The following is a 16,647-nucleotide window of genomic DNA, read 5'->3' on the forward strand; positions in this document are numbered from 1 at the left end:
CTCAGCGCCTGGTGGCATATTCCTGTCATGATGATCACGAGGCGAGGCACCGATTACGGCTCCAGCGTCACTCGCAAGCCGTCATCGCTCTCGACGTGAACGTAACGCGGCGCGATCGGACGGCCGCGTCCGCTGGCCACGGTTACGATGTCTTCCAGCGGAGCGGCGCGCGCATCTTCCTCCGGCCGGGAAAGGATCAAATCCGCGTGAAACAAACCCTCGGATTCAAGCCCCGTTGAGTCGATTTGGGCGGCTGCGAGAGTTGTAAGGCTGCTCTCGAATTCCTCGGCATCGCGAAAACGGCGCTGGACAAAAGTCACGCCGCTCAGCTTTTCCGTTACCAGGCCGCGCTGTGCGAACGTCGTCGCAAGCGCGTCATAAGGAAACATTCGCAGCACGAAGGAAATGATCCATGGTTTCTTCTCAGTCGCACCGAGAAGCTTGCCGAATGTCTTTTCGGTGACATAGCCGATGCATCCCGTTGACAGGATCACGTCGACGGGGCGGACAATGCGCGCGTCTTCCGCGGAAAGCGGCTGGTTTTCGAGGTCGGCGACGATGCCATGATCGAGAAGCCCGACGCGCGTCGCGTAGCGAATTGCTGGCGCCGATACATCAAGGCCGATAAACCGGGCGAGGCCATGATCGGGCCAACTCGCATAGAAGTTGCGATCGAGCAGCATCAACTCTTCGGGGCTGATTGCCTTTACTTCGCGCCGGGCGTAGCGGTGGCGCAAACCTCCGAAAGTCAGCGGAAAACGATGCACGGCGGCGTTGATGCCGTATGAGCAGCCGACATCGAGCACGACCGGTTCAGCTTTGCTGACAGAAGCCTTGGCGGATAGTATCTGGCGGATAACCGGCTCGGCTACATCGGTGATCATATAGTCGAGATCGCCCAGGATCGAGAAATACGATCTTGGGTCGTCCTGAATGTAGATATCATCGAAGACTGCTTTGGCTTGATTGATCCGGGAGAATTCCACCTTTAACAATGCTCCGTCCTTAGTTTCGAAAAGTCCAACTGTCGTTCACGCTTCTAAACGCGAGTTGCTTATTGCAGAAACCAAGGCGAAGATAAACCCATCTGCGGTTATGGAAGATCAGCACGTAGGGACGGAGCCACCTGACAATAGCTACGGAATCATGCAAAACTAACGTATCCACGAAGCCTGACATCATCATTGAGCATTTCAGTTTAGCCCATCATGCCCGACATATCTCTGAACAAGCCTTATCGTATTGGCCGCTCCCGCACGGGGCTCGGTCTCTTCGCCACCAAACCAATCAAGAAGGGCACGACGATCATCCGGTATATCGGGCCGCTGCTCGACTGCAACAAAGAGAAGGACGATGCGGTCGAGAACAAGTATCTCTTCCAGATCACCAGCCGCTGGACCATCGACGGTTCGCTGCGCAAGAACATCGCACGCTATATCAACCACTCCTGCAAACCGAATGCGGAGTCGGACGTCCGCAAGATCAAGCGGCGCGTCGATATTCGCGCCATCAAGGACATCGCGCCCGGCGAGGAAATCAACTACGATTACGGCACCGACTACTTCAAGGAGTATTTGAAGCCGATCGGCTGCAAGTGCGACTCCTGTGAAAAGAAACGCAAGAAGTTGCGTGCGGCGGCGCGCGAGGAGAAAAAGCATTCACGGGCGAGGGCCGAAAAGCGCGCAGGCGTCGGAGGCAGTCGCAGAAAGCTGAACGGGCATAAGGCGCGCTCCGCAGCTCCGAAGAACTCGAAGGCGCGGTCGGCAGCTAAGGACGGAAGATCAAAGAAACGTTCATAAAGAACGGCGCTGATCATCCTGTTATCGCTCAGTCGGTCATCTTAATCTTGCGGTGGCCGGGTTCAAAGCCGTCTAGTTGTGCCGTTGAGAACGGACATGGAGTGCGCGGCCATATAAAGCGCGCAGCGTGACGGCAGGTTCGTGAATGACCGCTCCGCCGGGTTGCCCGGTTTGTTTCGCAAGGCGCCGCTCTGTCCCGCTGTCCAGCTGGGAACGCATGGTCAGTCATATGTTGGGGTGAAAAATCCCACTATCGCCCTGAAACCCGCGTTTCCGACAGACTATATCTCGGCATAAGACCAGAGCGGGAAGAGGAGCGTGTGTGGTGACGATCCGCTCGCATCCCGCTCTAAAACAGATACGGGCCAGCACATGGGAGCAGGACCATGACCGCCAACATTGTGGGGTGGGCGCATACGCCGTTCGGGAAACTGGACACCGAGACCGTCGAAAGTCTTGTGGTGAAGGTGGCAACCGACGCGTTGGCCGATGCAGGCGTTTCCGCAGGCGAGGTTGATGAGATCTTGCTCGGGCATTTCAATGCCGGTTTTTCACCACAAGATTTTACCGCGGCTCTCGTCCTGCAAGCTGATCCAGAACTCCGCTTCAAACCGGCGACGCGCGTGGAGAATGCCTGCGCCACCGGGTCGGCGGCGGTGCATCATGGTGTCCGCGCGATTGCGTCCGGTGCGGCGAGGATCGTGCTGGTGGTCGGCGTTGAGCAGATGACGCGGACGCCCGGTCCGGAGATCGGCCGCAATCTGCTGCGCGCCTCCTACCTCCCCGAAGATGGCGATACCGTCGGCGGGTTTGCCGGCATTTTTGGCAAGATCGCGCAAGCCTATTTCCAGAAATACGGCGACGCTTCGGATGCGCTGGCGATGATCGCAGCGAAGAACCACAAGAATGGCGTCGCCAATCCTTACGCGCAACTGCGCAAGGATTTCGGTTACGACTTCTGCCGTTCCGAGAGCGAGAAGAACCCGTTCGTGGCGGGGCCGCTGAAACGTACTGACTGTTCGCTGGTTTCGGATGGCGCGGCCGCGTTGGTGCTGATGGATGCTGACATGGCCAGGTCGGCGCGCAAGGCGATCAGCATCCGCGGGACCGGCCACGCGCAGGATTTCTTGCCGATGTCGAGGCGCAACATTCTCGAGTTCGAGGGTTGCACGGTGGCCTGGCAGCGGGCGCTGGCGAAGGCCGGCGTTGCGCTGTCCGATCTTTCTTTTGTCGAGACTCACGATTGCTTCACCATTGCCGAACTGATCGAGTACGAGGCCATGGGTCTGACGCCCAGGGGACAAGGGGCGCGCGCCATCAAGGAAGGCTGGACGCAGAAAGATGGCAAGTTGCCGATCAATCCGTCGGGCGGCCTGAAGGCCAAAGGCCATCCGATCGGCGCCACCGGAGTTTCCATGCATGTGATGAGCGCAATGCAACTCGCAGGCGAGGCACCCGATGGCATGCAGATCAGAGGCGCTAAACTCGCCGGCATCTTCAACATGGGTGGCACGGCAGTTGCGAACTATGTTTCGATCCTCGAGCCGGTTCGATAGTTTCTAAAGCGCGCATCGTTCAAGACGCGCAGCGAATAAGAATATACGGATCAGGATGTCACGACTGGACTCTTGCAAACGAGCCGGGAGGGAGCATGCGTACCATCGGGCACTTTATCGGCGGTAAGAATGTCAAGGGTGCATCGAAACGTTTCGCCGACGTGTATCAGCCGATGACGGGCGAGGTGCAGGCCAGGGTCGCATTGGCATCGAAAGCTGAATTGCGCGAGGCCGTGGAGAATGCCAAGGCTGCGCAGCCGGCTTGGGCAGCGACCAGTCCGCAGCACCGAATCCGCGTGCTGATCAAGTTTCTCGAACTGGTGGCGCGCGACAATGATGCGATGGCGGAACTGCTCGCCCGCGAACATGGCAAGACCATTCCCGACGCCAACGGCGACATCTTCCGCGGCGTGGAGGTCGTTGAATACGCCATCGGCATTCCCGAGTTGATGAAAGGCAGTTTCACCGAGAACGCCGGTCCCGGCATCGACAGCTATTCGATGCGCCAGCCACTTGGCGTCGTTGCCGGAATCACGCCGTTCAATTTCCCGGCGATGATTCCGATGTGGAAGTTTGCGCCGGCGATCGCCTGTGGCAACGCCTTCATCCTGAAACCTTCCGAGCGCGATCCAGGTGTGCCGATGCGGCTGGCCGAACTTATGTTCGAGGCCGGTTTGCCGCCCGGCATTCTTAATGTCGTGAACGGGGATAAGGAGGCGGTCGACGCCATTCTTGACGATCCCGATATCGCGGCCATCGGCTTCGTCGGCTCCTCCTCAGTCGCGCATTATATTTATTCTCGTGCTGCCGCGACGGGTAAACGGTGTCAATGTTTTGGCGGCGCCAAGAATCACATGATCATCATGCCTGACGCTGATATGGATCAGTCGGTGGATGCGCTGGTGGGGGCGGGCTATGGCGCAGCCGGGGAGCGCTGCATGGCGGTATCGGTCGCGGTGCCGGTCGGCAAAACAACTGGCGACCGGCTAATGGAGAAGCTAATCCCGCGCGTGGAGAACCTGAAGATCGGACCGTCCACCGATGCATCCGCCGATTTCGGTCCGCTCGTCACCAGGTTGGCGCTGGAGCGTGTCAGGAACTATGTCGAGATTGGCGTCAAGGAAGGCGCTACGCTGGCGGTCGATGGTCGCCGCTTCAAAATGCAAGGCTACGAGAACGGCTTCTACATGGGTGCTTGTCTATTCGACAACGTCACCAGGGACATGCGGATCTACAAGGAAGAGATTTTTGGTCCCGTGCTCTCGGTGGTGCGCGTCAATGATTTTGACGAAGCGGTGGCTCTGCCGTCGCAGCACGAATACGGCAACGGCGTGGCGATCTTCACGCGCGATGGCGACGCTGCGCGCGAGTTCGCTTCCCGCGTCCAGGTGGGAATGGTGGGCATCAACGTGCCGATCCCGGTGCCGGTCGCCTACTATACGTTCGGTGGCTGGAAGCGCTCGGGCTTCGGCGATCTTAATCAGTACGGTCCGGATTCAATTCGGTTCTACACCAAGACCAAGACCGTCACCTCGCGCTGGCCCTCCGGCGTCAAGGAAGGGGCGCAGTTCGCGTTCCACAGCAAGTGACCGGCAGGGATCACGTATGCAGTTCGCGCTGACTGAGGATCAGATCGCTGTCCGCGATATGGCGCGCGACTTCGCCGCTGAGAAGATCGCGCCGTTCGCACTCAAATGGGATGAGGAGAAGCACTTTCCGGTCGCGACGATGCGGGAGGCAGCGGCGCTCGGTATCGGCGGCATCTATATTAGGGATGATGTCGGCGGCTCAGCCTTGAGCCGGCTTGATGCTGCGCTCATCTTCGAGGCGCTAGCGCAGGGTTGTCCCACCGTATCGTCGTTCATTTCGATCCACAACATGGCGTCGTGGATGATCGATGCCTACGGTTCGGACGAGCAGCGGCTCAAATGGTTGCCGAAACTCTGCACCATGGAGCTGCTGGCGAGCTATTGTCTGACTGAACCTGCCGCGGGATCGGATGCGGTTGCCTTGCGGACCCGCGCGACGCGTGACGGCGATCATTACGTTGTCGACGGACAGAAGCAGTTCATCTCCGGCGCTGGTGTCAGCGACCTTTACGTCGTGATGGTGCGTACTGGAGACGACGGGCCTGGCGGTATCTCGACGCTCGTGGTCGAACGCGATACGCCGGGTGTCTCGTTCGGCGCCAACGAACGCAAGATGGGATGGAACGCGCAGCCCACCCGAGCGGTGATTTTCGAGCGCGCGCGAGTGCCGGTCGCAAACCGTCTTGGCGACGAGGGCGTCGGGTTCAAGATCGCGATGGCAGGACTCAACGGCGGACGGCTGAACATCGCGGCGTGTTCGCTCGGTGGCGCGCAATCGGCGCTCGACAAGACGCTCGTTTACATGAAGGAGCGCATGGCTTTCGGGAAGCGGCTTGACGAATTCCAGGCCCTACAATTCAAGGTCGCCGACATGGCGACCGAGCTGGAGGCGGCGCGAACGTTTCTGTGGCGGGCAGCTTCCGCGCTGGATCAGGAGGATACTGACGCCACCATGCTGTGCGCGATGGCAAAGCGGCTCGCTACGGATGTCGGCTTCGAGGTCGCCAATCAAGCGCTGCAACTCCACGGTGGTTACGGCTATCTCAGCGCGTACGGCATCGAGAAGATCGTGCGCGATCTGCGCGTCCATCAAATTCTCGAGGGCACCAACGAGATCATGCGCGTGATCGTGTCGCGCAAGCTGATCGAGGGTACGCGATGAGGGTTCTTGCTGACGAGCCGGATTTGATCGTACGTCGCGAGGGGAACGTGGGCGTTGTTCGCCTCAATCGTCCGAAGGCAATCAATGCCGTCACCCTGGAAATGTTTCGCGAGATGCACAAGGCGCTGGACCAGTTCGAGGCAGACCCTGCCGTCGGTTTGGTTCTTCTTGAGGGCGCCGGCGAGCGCGGCTTGTGCGCGGGAGGCGATATCCGCTCGCTCTGGGAGAGTGCGAATGTCGGGGGCGATCTCGGCAAGGAGTTCTGGCGCGAGGAATACTTGCTCAATGCCCGGATTGCAAAATTTCCAAAACCCTATGTCGCCTTCATGGATGGCATCGTGATGGGCGGCGGTGTGGGATTGTCGGCGCATGGCGGGCACCGCGTCGTTACCGAGAGAACCAGGCTCGCCATGCCTGAGGCCGGTCTCGGATTCTTTCCGGATGTCGGAGGAACCTGGCTGTTGTCGCATGCGCCTGGTGAAATCGGAACCTATTTCGGACTGACCGGCCAGAACATGAACGGGCCCGATGCGATCTACGCAGACTTCGCCGATGTAGTTGTGCCGTCACGAAAACTTGCCGCTCTGCGTGAGACCTTAGCCGCGCTCGACCCCGGTGCAGATTCATCTCGCGTGAAAGCAACGATCGCCGGCTTTGCGAATGGCGACGCTGGCAGTTCTGTCGCGGCCATCCGGCCGCGGATCGATGCATGGTTCGCCCATGGTCGAATGGACGATATCATGGCGGCGCTGCAACGCGACGGGTCTGAACTGGCCCGGTCCACCCTCAAGACTCTCAGCGAGAAATCGCCACGCGGCCTTGTAGTGACGCTGAAACTGTTGCGGCTTGCGCGCGCCTCGGCCACGCTGGAGGATTGCCTTGCACGAGAATATCGTGCCGCGCTCGCAGTCTTTACGAGTGACGATTTTCGCGAAGGCGTTCGCGCTGCGATCATTGACAAGGATCGAAATCCAAAGTGGTCGCCCTCAACGATCGAGGAGGTTACGCCGGAGATGATTGCGCCGTACTTTGCGAATGTCGGCGCGGACGAACTTGTGTTCAATTAGATATAAGAACAAGTGACTTCGACTGGAGGCAGCATGGCGGCCATTGCGTTCATCGGTCTCGGCAACATGGGTGGACCCATGGCGGCTAATCTCGTCAAGGCCGGCCACAAGGTAGCCGGTTTCGATCTCGTTCCGGCGTCGAGAGATGCGGCAAAAGCGAATGGAGTGATGATTGCCGGCAGCGCAAGGGCTGCGGTGACAAACGCGGACGTCATCATCACCATGCTGCCGATCGGGAGGCATGTGGTGTCGGTTTGGACCGATGTTATGCCCGCAGCCACCAGGGGCGCGCTGATGATCGACTGTTCGACCATCGATGTCGAAAGCGCCCGGCGGGTCCATATGTTGGCGGCCAGGGCTTCTCTGCATTCGGTCGATGCGCCGGTCTCGGGAGGCGTCGCGGGCGCTCGCGACGCGACGCTGACTTTCATGGCTGGCGGCGAAGTTGAGTCCTTCGAGGCGGCGAAGCCGTTTCTTGAAGCGATGGGCAAGAAGATCATCCATTGCGGCCGTGACGGAGCGGGACAGGCCGCCAAAATCTGCAACAACATGATCCTGGGTGTTTCAATGATCGCGGTGGGCGAGGCCTTCGTGCTTGCGGAAAAGCTCGGCCTGTCTCGCCAAGCGCTGTTCGATGTCGCCTCGACAGCGTCGGGCCAGTGCTGGTCGCTCACGAGCTACTGTCCGGTGCCGGGGCTGGTTCCGACCTCGCCCGCGAATAACGACTACAAGCCGGGCTTCGCCTCGGCGATGATGCTCAAAGACCTGACGCTTGCGCAGGAGGCGGCGAAATCTACCGGCGCGGTGACGCCGCTTGGACAGCACGCGCAGGACATCTACAAGGCGTTCGATGCGGCCGGAAACGGGGGGGTCGATTTCTCCGGAATCATCCGGCATATCCGCGCCCTTGCGGAAAACATGGGTGGCCGATGACGATGCGAGGGTGACTTTCTAAAAACTTCGAGAGCTCAGAGCTCGGGTCAAAAGCGGGGGAGACGTAAGCTGTGAACGAGGTCTGGAAGCAACCATCGGTCTCGCTCGAAGCCTACAGGCAAATGATCGGTCAGGAGATCGGCGCTTCGTCATGGCACCTGATCGACCAGAAGCGGATCGATCTCTATGCTGACGTGATCGAAGACCGTCAGTTTATCCACGTCGACCCCGAGAGGGCCAAGGAAACAGCGTTCGGCACGACCGTTGCACATGGATTCCTGACCATGTCGCTGCTCAGCGTCATGTCGCATGAGGTGATTCCGCCGGTCGCCGGTGTGACCATGCGGGTGAACTATGGCTTTGACCGGCTCCGGTTCATATCGCCGGTCAAATCCGGATCGCGCGTCAGGGGCCGTTTCACGCTCACCGAGGCGACGCTTCGCAAGCCCGGCGAACTGCTGTCGCGCACCGCCGTCAGCGTCGAGATCGAGGGCGAGAAGCGGTTGGCGCTTGCCGCCGACTGGCTTGCGCTCCTGTACTTTTCCTGACGGCGCGGAACTAGGGCACATCTTTTTTCGATGCGTGACGTCCTCCAAACCCAAGCTGCGATTTTGGGCGCTGGTCCCGCCGGCCTGATGGCTGCGGAGGTTCTCGCGCGCGGGGGCGTGCGCGTGACCGTGTTCGACGCCATGCCGTCAGCGGGCCGCAAGTTTCTGATGGCGGGGCGCGGCGGCCTCAATCTGACGCACAGCGAGCCGCTGCCGCAATTCCTCGCGCGCTATGGCGCGGCCGTACCCTATCTCAAGCCGGCTATCGACGCGTTCACGCCCGAGGCGCTGCGAAAATGGGCCGACGATCTCGGACAACCGACTTTCGTTGGGTCGAGCGGTCGCGTGTTTCCGAAAGCGCTCAAAGCGTCTCCGCTGTTGCGTGCATGGCTGAAGCGGCTTGATTCTCTTGGCGTAACGCTGGCGCTGCGGCATCGCTGGATGGGCTGGGATCGCGACGGCCGCCTTAAGTTTTGGACGCCTGATGGCGAGCGCATGGTGGCAGCAGATGCGACGATCATGGCGCTTGGCGGCGCGAGTTGGCCGCGACTTGGCTCTGATGGCGCGTGGGTCGAACAGCTCGCGTCCAGAGGGATTGCCATGTCGCTGCTTCGACCGGCCAACTGCGCGTTCACCGTGGCATGGAGCGGCTTCTTCCGTGATCGCTTCGAAGGCCAACCGCTGAAGAACGTCGCGCTGTCGTTCGGTCCGCACACTGTGCGCGGCGAGGTGCTCATCACGCGTGACGGCATCGAGGGTGGAGGAATCTATGCCCTCTCTGCGATGCTGCGCGAACACATCAACGTTGCGGGGAACGCCGTTCTGCACATCAACCTCCGACCTGATGTACCGACTGATCGACTCGCCGTGCGGTTGAACGTGCCGCGCGGAAAACAGTCCATGTCTAACTGGCTGCGCAAAGCCGCTGGCCTTGCGCCGGTCGCAATCGGACTATTGCAGGAAGCGGCGATCGCTTCCGGACAGCAGTCGGGAACGATGCCACCGCCAGCGCTTGCAGCGTCGATTCGTGCCGTTCCGATCACGCTGACTGGCGTCGCGCCGATCGCGCGCGCGATCTCCTCCGCTGGAGGAATTGCGTTCAGCGAGCTTGACGGCGACTACATGATCCGCAGGTTGCCGGGCGTGTTCGCCGCCGGGGAAATGCTGGACTGGGAAGCGCCGACCGGCGGCTATCTGCTCCAGGCTTCGTTCGCGACCGGTGCGGCAGCCGGGCGAGGTGCGCTGAAGTGGTTGCGGCATTAGTCTGGCTCTCAGGCTTCCTCGATCTCCTCGCGAAGCATTTCCAATTCGAGCCAGCGATCCTCAGCTAATTGCAACTCTGTTTGCGCCTTGGCCAGCGCGCCGGAAGCCTTGTCAAAGGCTGCGCGATCCTTCGCATAGAGGTCTGGATCGTCAAGGTGTTGCTGCTGCTTTGCGATCTCGGTTTGAAGTTTTGCGATGGATTTCGGCAGCGTCTCGAGCGCATGTTTCTCATTGAAGCTGAGCCGCCGCTTGCCGGGGGTGACTGCAGGTGCGTTCTTCGCAGAACGCTCTATCTCAGACGCCGGAGTGGATTTCGGCGCCTCACGCTTCAGATCGGCGCCGCGCTGCGCCAGCATGTCTGTGTAACCGCCGGCGTATTCGACCCAGCGGCCATTGCCTTCGGGGACGATCACCGAGGTCACGACGCGATCCAGAAAGTCGCGGTCGTGACTGATGAGGATGACGGTGCCCTCGTAGTCGCCGAGCATGTCCTCCAGCACGTCGAGCGTTTCCAGATCGAGATCGTTGGTCGGCTCGTCCAGCACCAGCAGGTTGGATGGCTTTGCCAGCGCGCGTGCCAGCATCAGGCGTCCGCGCTCCCCGCCGGACAACGCCTCAAGCGGAGTTCGCATCTGCTCCTGGGCGAACAGAAAATCCTTCATGTAGCTGACGACGTGCTTCGGCTTTCCACCAACCATGACGTGATCGCTGCGCCCCCCGGTCAGCGCCTCCATGAGCGTCGATTTCGGGTCGAGGCTTTCTCGGTGTTGGTCAAGCGTCGCCATTTCGAGATTGGCGCCGAGCCGGATCGTGCCGCCGTCTGGCGTCTCGGCTCCAGTGAGCATGTTGATCAGCGTGGTCTTGCCTGCGCCGTTGGGACCGACAATGCCGATGCGGTCGCCGCGCTGGATGCGGATTGAGAACTGATCGACGATCGTTCGCTCATAGGACTTCCCGATGCCCTTTGCTTCGATGACGAGCTTCCCGGACTTGTCGGCCTCGGCCGCGGCGAGGTTCGCGCTGCCGGCTGTGCCGCGATAATCGCGACGTTGCCGACGCAGTTCATGGAGACCAGCGAGCCGCTTGACGTTGCGCTTGCGACGGCCCGAGACCCCATAACGCAGCCAGTGTTCCTCGGCTACGATCTTGCGGTCGAGCTTGTGCTGGTCGCGCTCTTCTTCGGCCAGAACCTCGTCGCGCCATTCCTCGAAATTCGCGAAGCCTCGGTCGATCTGCCGGACCCGGCCGCGATCGAGCCATGCGGTGCTGCGCGAAAGATTGGCCAGGAAGCGCCGGTCATGGCTGATGAGAACCAGCGCGCCGCGCCGCGCGCCGAGTTCACCTTCCAGCCATTCGATGGTGGTGAGATCAAGATGGTTGGTCGGCTCATCAAGCAACAGGATGTCGGGCGAGGGCGCCAGCACGCGCGCCAGCGCAGCGCGCCGGCCTTCTCCACCGGAAAGATGCGCGGGATGCTCCGCGCCGGTGAGGCCGAGCTGTTCGACCAGATAGCGCGCTTGATAGGGATCGTCGCCGGGGCCCATCCCAGCCTCGACATAGGCGAGCGTGGTTTCAAAGCCGGAGAAATCCGGTTCCTGCGGCAAATAACGTACGGTGGCGCCGGGCTGCACGAAGCGGCTGCCGCCGTCAGACGCCATGAGGCCTGCCGCAATCTTCAAGAGTGTTGATTTGCCGGAGCCGTTACGACCGACCAAGCAAAGCCGTTCGGATTCCGATACCGTGAGTTCGACGCCGGACAGCAGCGGTGTGCCGCCAAATGTCAGCGCGATATCTTTTAGCTGAATCAGCGGCGGCGCCATCGTCTCAACCCTGCTGTGTCGCGCAGGTGCGCTGGATACGGCGGATGGCTTTGTCGAGCTCCGACAGGAATGCGGAGCGGTCGCGTGGCTGGAACGAGCGCGGGCCACCCGTCACTTCGCCGCTCGCGCGTAGGTCGGTCATCAGGTTGCGGACTGCGAGCGTCATCCCAATCGACTGCTCCGTGAATGGCTTTCCGTTCGGCGCGATCACGCTAGCGCCCGCCTTGACGCAGCGGCTCGCCAGCGGAATATCCGCGGTGATGACGATATCATTCTTGCCGGCGCGTTCTGCGATCCAGTCATCGGCAGCATCCATGCCCGGCCCCGCCGCAATTCGCTCGATCAAGGGGTCGTCAGGCACACGGATATACGTACCTGCGACCACGATGACAGGTACGCTGTGACGTACCGCGACGCGATAAATTTCGTCCTTCACCGGACACGCATCGGCGTCAACGTAGATGCGAATGGAGGTCAATGGCGGATCATCAGCTGCGCGGACATCATGGCAGCGCGTGTTACTCCATGTGAGGGAGGATTGCGAGCGGGCGAGCTAAAGCCTCCGATTGGCGCACAAGAGGGTGCATGCTGCCGTCAACGATATATCTGTGGTTGTACGAAATTGATTTTGCGACGCAATAGAGCGGGGAAGTTGTAAAATTGCGCTTGGCTTTTGATGTTTTCCTGTTTGCTCCCGGTCAAATTGTCCCGGCGATCCGAATGACCCTGACCTAGGAGTCTATGGGCGGTTGCGCTCGCGGTCTGCGCTGCTAAACTTCCGGGAAAAATATTGTCTCGTAGGCCGCTCGAGTGGCCGCGGAAAGACGGATACATGGATGATGATATCCAGCGTTGCGTTGATACCGGATCGCGCGACAGCTTTCTGGGATTGGAAGCCGCGATGACCGCGGCGAGCGCTATCCGTTCTTCGCCGAGCGCCGATGCCGGCGTTTATGCTGCCCTCGATCTCGGCACCAACAATTGCCGGTTGCTGATCGCCTCTCCGACAGGCGGCAGTTTTCGCGTGATCGATTCATTTTCGCGAATTGTCCGGCTAGGCGAAGGCATCTCATCGACCGGGCATATCAGCGAGGCGGCGATCGAGCGGACTATCGCCGCGCTCGCCATATGCCGCGACAAGATCCGCGTCAGGAAAGCGGGCCGCCTGCGGCTGATCGCGACAGAGGCGTGCAGGGCGGCGTCGAACGCCGAGAATTTTCGTAGCCGCGTTGCTGCCGCCACGGGCATTCAGCTCGAGGTGATCGATCGGGAGACGGAAGCCGCACTTGCGGTAATCGGCTGCTCGCCGCTGGTTCATCCGAAAGCGAGCGGCGCGATCCTGTTCGACATCGGCGGCGGCTCGACGGAGCTCGTTCGCATAGAGCGCCGTCGCGAAGGCGACCTGCGCACCATGGCGTGGATGTCGCTTCCGGTTGGTGTCGTAACGCTAGCTGAGCGTTTTGGCGGGCACGACATAACGCCGCAATCTTACGCTTCCATGGTGAATGAGGTCACCGGCCATCTTGCGGTGTTTGCGGCTGCCCATGGCCGCGATCTCTACGGAATGCACCTTCTCGGCACCTCGGGCACGGTGACGACGCTTGGCGGTCTCCATCTCGGCCTGGCGCGCTACGATCGCCGCAAGGTTGACGGTATCTGGATGAACGATATCGAGGTGACCCAGGTCATCGCGCGGCTCTGCGGCATGGATTATGAAAAACGGGTGGCAAACGGCTGCATCGGGATTGAGCGTGCCGATCTGGTTCTGGCGGGCTGCGCCATCCTGGATGCCATTCGACGAGCCTTTCCTTTGCCGCGTCTGCGGGTAGCGGATCGTGGTCTGCGGGAGGGTATGCTGGTCGAAATGATGCGCGAAGATGGCGCACTCAACGGAGCTGACCACCAAAAGGATGTTTCTCCGGATTGCCGGGCGTGACCCGGTAATCTATCCCGAACAGCCCCTACCGATTTGAATTCGATGGGCCGAAATCGAGAGGGTCGTCTAGACACCCGAATTCCGGCATGATAGTTCCCGGCAGCGAAAGGCTGGGGATTATGCGTCGGCGGCTGGGGCGATTTCTTCCGATCGTCATGTTTGCGATGCTGGTGCAGATATTTGCACCCATTGCCGCATGCCTGGCATTCAGCACCGTCTCTGCCGCCCCGCTAGCGGGTGCGATATGTTCGCATGCCGCCGCGGATACGAGTTCTCCGCAACACCGTGAGACCGACCCTCAGCAGACACACGGCGTCTGCTGTACGTTGTGTGTGGTCCACGCCGCAACCCCACCTCCCGACTCGCAAGCGGCTGCTGTCAGCTTCGCACGTGACGCAACCGCCGTCGTCTGGCGCGGCTTGGGATTCGGGTTGCCGCCATTCGCGGTTGCCTCCCACGCGCAGGCGCGTGCTCCTCCGGCTATTTCCTGATTCAGCAAATCCGCACGATCGCCGTGACTGCGGCGGTGATCCGGTCTGTTTGATTAAATGCTCAGGGCGATCGCCCGCATCGGGAATATCCTATGTTTTGCTCTCGTTTCTTTTCGGGCGCTGGCGCGCTCGCATTGCATTCGGCGTTGCTCGCTGTTTGCAGCGATGCTGCCGCTCAGACTGCCGCCCAGACACTTCCGGGCATCACGGTCGAAGCGCCGCGCCGTGCCCAGGCCAGTCCGCGCAAAAAGCGCTCGGTCGCCCACCGCGACGCTCCGAGATCATCTCCCCGGCCGCAACCGGCTGTCGTCGTAAGGCCGCCGCCAGTCTCTACAGATACGCAACTTGCGATCCTTCATCAGGCGCCGACCGGGCAGCCCCAGACAACGATCGGCCGCGATCTATTCGCCAACAGGCCCGCGTTCTCCGTGGCCGACGTGTTGCGCGACAGTCCCGGCATTTCCATCAAGCAAGGGAACGGTCCCAGGGACTTCGGCATCTCGATTCGCGGGTCGAACGCGCGCAACGGCTTCGCCATTCGCAATCTGGTGATCTTTGATGACGGCTTCCCGGTCACACAGCCTGACGGACTGTCCCGCAGCGACCTGATCGATCCTCGCGCCTACGGGGCCATCGACGTCATTCGGGGGCCGTCGTCCGCACTCTACGGCAATTATGCGACCGGCGGTGCGCTGAACTTCAGGACCCGTCGCGGCGCCGACATCAACGGCGTCGAGTACGGCGTCGATGGCGGGAGCTACGGATACCTCAACAACTATCTGACTGCCGGCAAGAAAGTCGGAAACTTCGAAGGCTCTCTGTTCGCAAGTGACGCGCGTAGCGATGGTTTTCTGGGCAACAGTTGGTTCAACACTCAGACCGTGAATTTCCTGGGGACACTACAGGCGACGCCGGACGATCGTTTCACATTCAAGCTGATCAACAACACGCTGGATACGCGCCTCCCGATCCGGTCCTCGCTCAATCAATTCTACACCAACCCCTTTCAGCGAGGCTGTGAAACGGCCGCAACGGCCGCTCCCGGCTGCGGCACGATTACGTTGTTCAATAACGGCTTCAACACAGCCAACGGGACCAGTCGCCAAACGGCCGAGCAGGCCAGGCTCGGCCGCGACGATCGCCGGACGATCGTGGGCGGACGCTGGGAGCATGATTTCGATAACCAGACCACCTGGCGCAACCAATTCGTGTTCGACGATCGCAATATCAACCAGCCGACCGGCGCCACGAGCGCGATCGGCGATTACCCATCCTATAACTTCATGAGCGACCTCGTCAGGCGGAGCGATCTCCTGGGAATGGATTCCACCAGCTACCTTGGCGCGTTTTACAACACCCTGAGTTGGTCGGGTGACACATACAATGTGGCGCCTGGAGGAACGCGCGGTCAGTTACAGTCGAACGTCACCGGAGAGCACACCAACTATGGTGTCCGTGCGCGCGAAGAACTGCGGCTCACCAACGCATGGACCGCTATTGCGGGGATCGGGTGGGAGACAACCCATTTAAACGGCGTCAATACAGCTTACACCTATACCGGGCCAACGGGTATTACGACCACGACCATCAGAAGCACGGATCGCCAATTCCAGAACACCGCGCCGGAATTCGCGCTTCAATACCGCGCGGACAAAGACTGGCTTCTCCGTGCGCGGGTCGCGACCGGCTACGGAACGCCACAGGTCGGCAACCTGTTCGTGCTGCCGAACGGTCAGAACGGCAACAATACGCAGCTCAATCCCCAAAAGAATCTCGGCTACGATCTCGGCTTCGACTGGACGCCGGACCCCACGATCAGGGTAAGTGCGACAGGCTTCTACGAGTTTTTCCGCGACGAACTGGTCACGCAGGCAACGCCCCTCAACTCGCCCAACTCAAGCTATACGTTCAACGCCCCGAAATCCGAGCACCGTGGCTTCGAACTCTTGGCGCAATGGCGTTTCCTGCCAAGTTGGCGTGTGACCACCGCCTATACCTATCTCGACCAAGTCTACACGAGCTACACCGAGAATATCACCAATGGCGCCGTTTTCGGTTTCAATCGCGCGGGCAACAAGATTCCCGGTATTTCGCCGAACGAGCTGACGGCACGGCTTTCCTATGACCAGCTCTCGGGCGCCCTGAAAGGCGTTGGCGCGTTCGTCGAGTTTCAGTGGAGGGACGCATTCTATATGGACAATGCCAATCTCCTGAAAGCGCCCGGCTACGAACTCGTCAATCTGAATCTGCACTACGACAAGCCCCTGCAATCGGAGTATCTCAACTCGCTTCATGCTTATTTCGAGGTGCGGAACGTCTTCGACAGGACATATGTAGCGTCCGCCAATAACATCGCGAACACGGTAACCGGGGTGGGCGTTCAAAACCCCGCGAGCGTTTTGGCTAACACCGGCGGCTCCATCTATGCCGGGTCGCCACGCATGTTCATCGCCGGAATGAGATTTGCGTTTCGATAGCAAAGG

Annotated in this window: 14 protein-coding genes; 11 read left to right on the top strand and 3 right to left on the bottom strand. The window is 60.5% G+C overall.

What is annotated here, in order from left to right; genetic code table 11:
* Positions 1-53 precede the first annotated feature (53 nt).
* Complete coding sequence (locus tag GGQ85_RS06620) at positions 54-986, bottom strand: class I SAM-dependent methyltransferase (protein WP_309773886.1); 933 nt, start codon at positions 984-986, stop codon at positions 54-56.
* A 222-nt stretch (positions 987-1,208) separates the two neighbouring features.
* Between GGQ85_RS06620 and GGQ85_RS06625 the strand changes: the two genes are divergently transcribed.
* The 8 genes from GGQ85_RS06625 to GGQ85_RS06660 all read left to right on the top strand — a co-directional run bounded on the left by GGQ85_RS06625 (position 1,209) and on the right by GGQ85_RS06660 (position 9,917).
* Positions 1,209-1,799, top strand: a complete 591-nt coding sequence (locus GGQ85_RS06625; protein ID WP_079447163.1) for an SET domain-containing protein — start codon at positions 1,209-1,211, stop codon at positions 1,797-1,799.
* Positions 1,800-2,185: 386 nt separating this feature from the next.
* Complete coding sequence (locus GGQ85_RS06630; RefSeq protein ID WP_309773863.1) at positions 2,186-3,355, top strand: acetyl-CoA acetyltransferase; 1,170 nt, start codon at positions 2,186-2,188, stop codon at positions 3,353-3,355.
* 95 nt (positions 3,356-3,450) lie between these two features.
* Positions 3,451-4,944, top strand: coding sequence for a CoA-acylating methylmalonate-semialdehyde dehydrogenase (locus tag GGQ85_RS06635; RefSeq protein ID WP_309773864.1), 1,494 nt, complete (start codon positions 3,451-3,453; stop codon positions 4,942-4,944).
* 16 nt (positions 4,945-4,960) lie between these two features.
* Positions 4,961-6,106: an isobutyryl-CoA dehydrogenase gene (locus GGQ85_RS06640; protein WP_309773865.1), complete on the top strand. Its 1,146-nt coding sequence runs from the start codon at positions 4,961-4,963 to the stop codon at positions 6,104-6,106.
* Positions 6,103-7,173: an enoyl-CoA hydratase/isomerase family protein gene (locus GGQ85_RS06645; RefSeq protein ID WP_309773866.1), complete on the top strand. Its 1,071-nt coding sequence runs from the start codon at positions 6,103-6,105 to the stop codon at positions 7,171-7,173. The genes GGQ85_RS06640 and GGQ85_RS06645 overlap by 4 nt, the downstream gene beginning before the upstream one ends.
* A 33-nt stretch (positions 7,174-7,206) precedes the next feature.
* Positions 7,207-8,106, top strand: a complete 900-nt coding sequence (gene mmsB, locus GGQ85_RS06650; protein WP_309773867.1) for a 3-hydroxyisobutyrate dehydrogenase — start codon at positions 7,207-7,209, stop codon at positions 8,104-8,106.
* Positions 8,107-8,177: 71 nt separating this feature from the next.
* Entirely contained in the window at positions 8,178-8,654 is a 477-nt protein-coding gene (locus GGQ85_RS06655) for a MaoC family dehydratase (protein ID WP_079447157.1), read from the top strand.
* Between the two features lie 30 nt (positions 8,655-8,684).
* Positions 8,685-9,917, top strand: coding sequence for a BaiN/RdsA family NAD(P)/FAD-dependent oxidoreductase (locus GGQ85_RS06660; RefSeq protein ID WP_309773868.1), 1,233 nt, complete (start codon positions 8,685-8,687; stop codon positions 9,915-9,917).
* 8 nt (positions 9,918-9,925) lie between these two features.
* On the opposite strand, the gene GGQ85_RS06665 is transcribed toward GGQ85_RS06660, so the two are convergent.
* Both GGQ85_RS06665 and GGQ85_RS06670 read right to left on the bottom strand, forming a co-directional pair.
* Complete coding sequence (locus tag GGQ85_RS06665; protein ID WP_309773869.1) at positions 9,926-11,737, bottom strand: ABC-F family ATP-binding cassette domain-containing protein; 1,812 nt, start codon at positions 11,735-11,737, stop codon at positions 9,926-9,928.
* A 4-nt stretch (positions 11,738-11,741) separates the two neighbouring features.
* Complete coding sequence (locus GGQ85_RS06670) at positions 11,742-12,215, bottom strand: YaiI/YqxD family protein (RefSeq protein ID WP_079447154.1); 474 nt, start codon at positions 12,213-12,215, stop codon at positions 11,742-11,744.
* Positions 12,216-12,569: 354 nt separating this feature from the next.
* Between GGQ85_RS06670 and GGQ85_RS06675 the strand changes: the two genes are divergently transcribed.
* From GGQ85_RS06675 to GGQ85_RS06685, 3 genes are all read left to right on the top strand, one after another.
* Complete coding sequence (locus tag GGQ85_RS06675) at positions 12,570-13,673, top strand: Ppx/GppA phosphatase family protein (protein ID WP_374708852.1); 1,104 nt, start codon at positions 12,570-12,572, stop codon at positions 13,671-13,673.
* Between the two features lie 119 nt (positions 13,674-13,792).
* The gene (locus GGQ85_RS06680; protein ID WP_079447197.1) at positions 13,793-14,164 is read left to right on the top strand and encodes a DUF2946 domain-containing protein; all 372 of its coding nucleotides are present in this window, start codon (positions 13,793-13,795) and stop codon (positions 14,162-14,164) included.
* Between the two features lie 92 nt (positions 14,165-14,256).
* Positions 14,257-16,641, top strand: a complete 2,385-nt coding sequence (locus GGQ85_RS06685) for a TonB-dependent receptor family protein (RefSeq protein ID WP_309773870.1) — start codon at positions 14,257-14,259, stop codon at positions 16,639-16,641.
* Positions 16,642-16,647: the final 6 nt, after the last annotated feature.

Origin of the sequence: Nitrobacter vulgaris, from assembly GCF_031453995.1 — a bacterium.
Lineage (GTDB): Bacteria > Pseudomonadota > Alphaproteobacteria > Rhizobiales > Xanthobacteraceae > Nitrobacter > Nitrobacter vulgaris.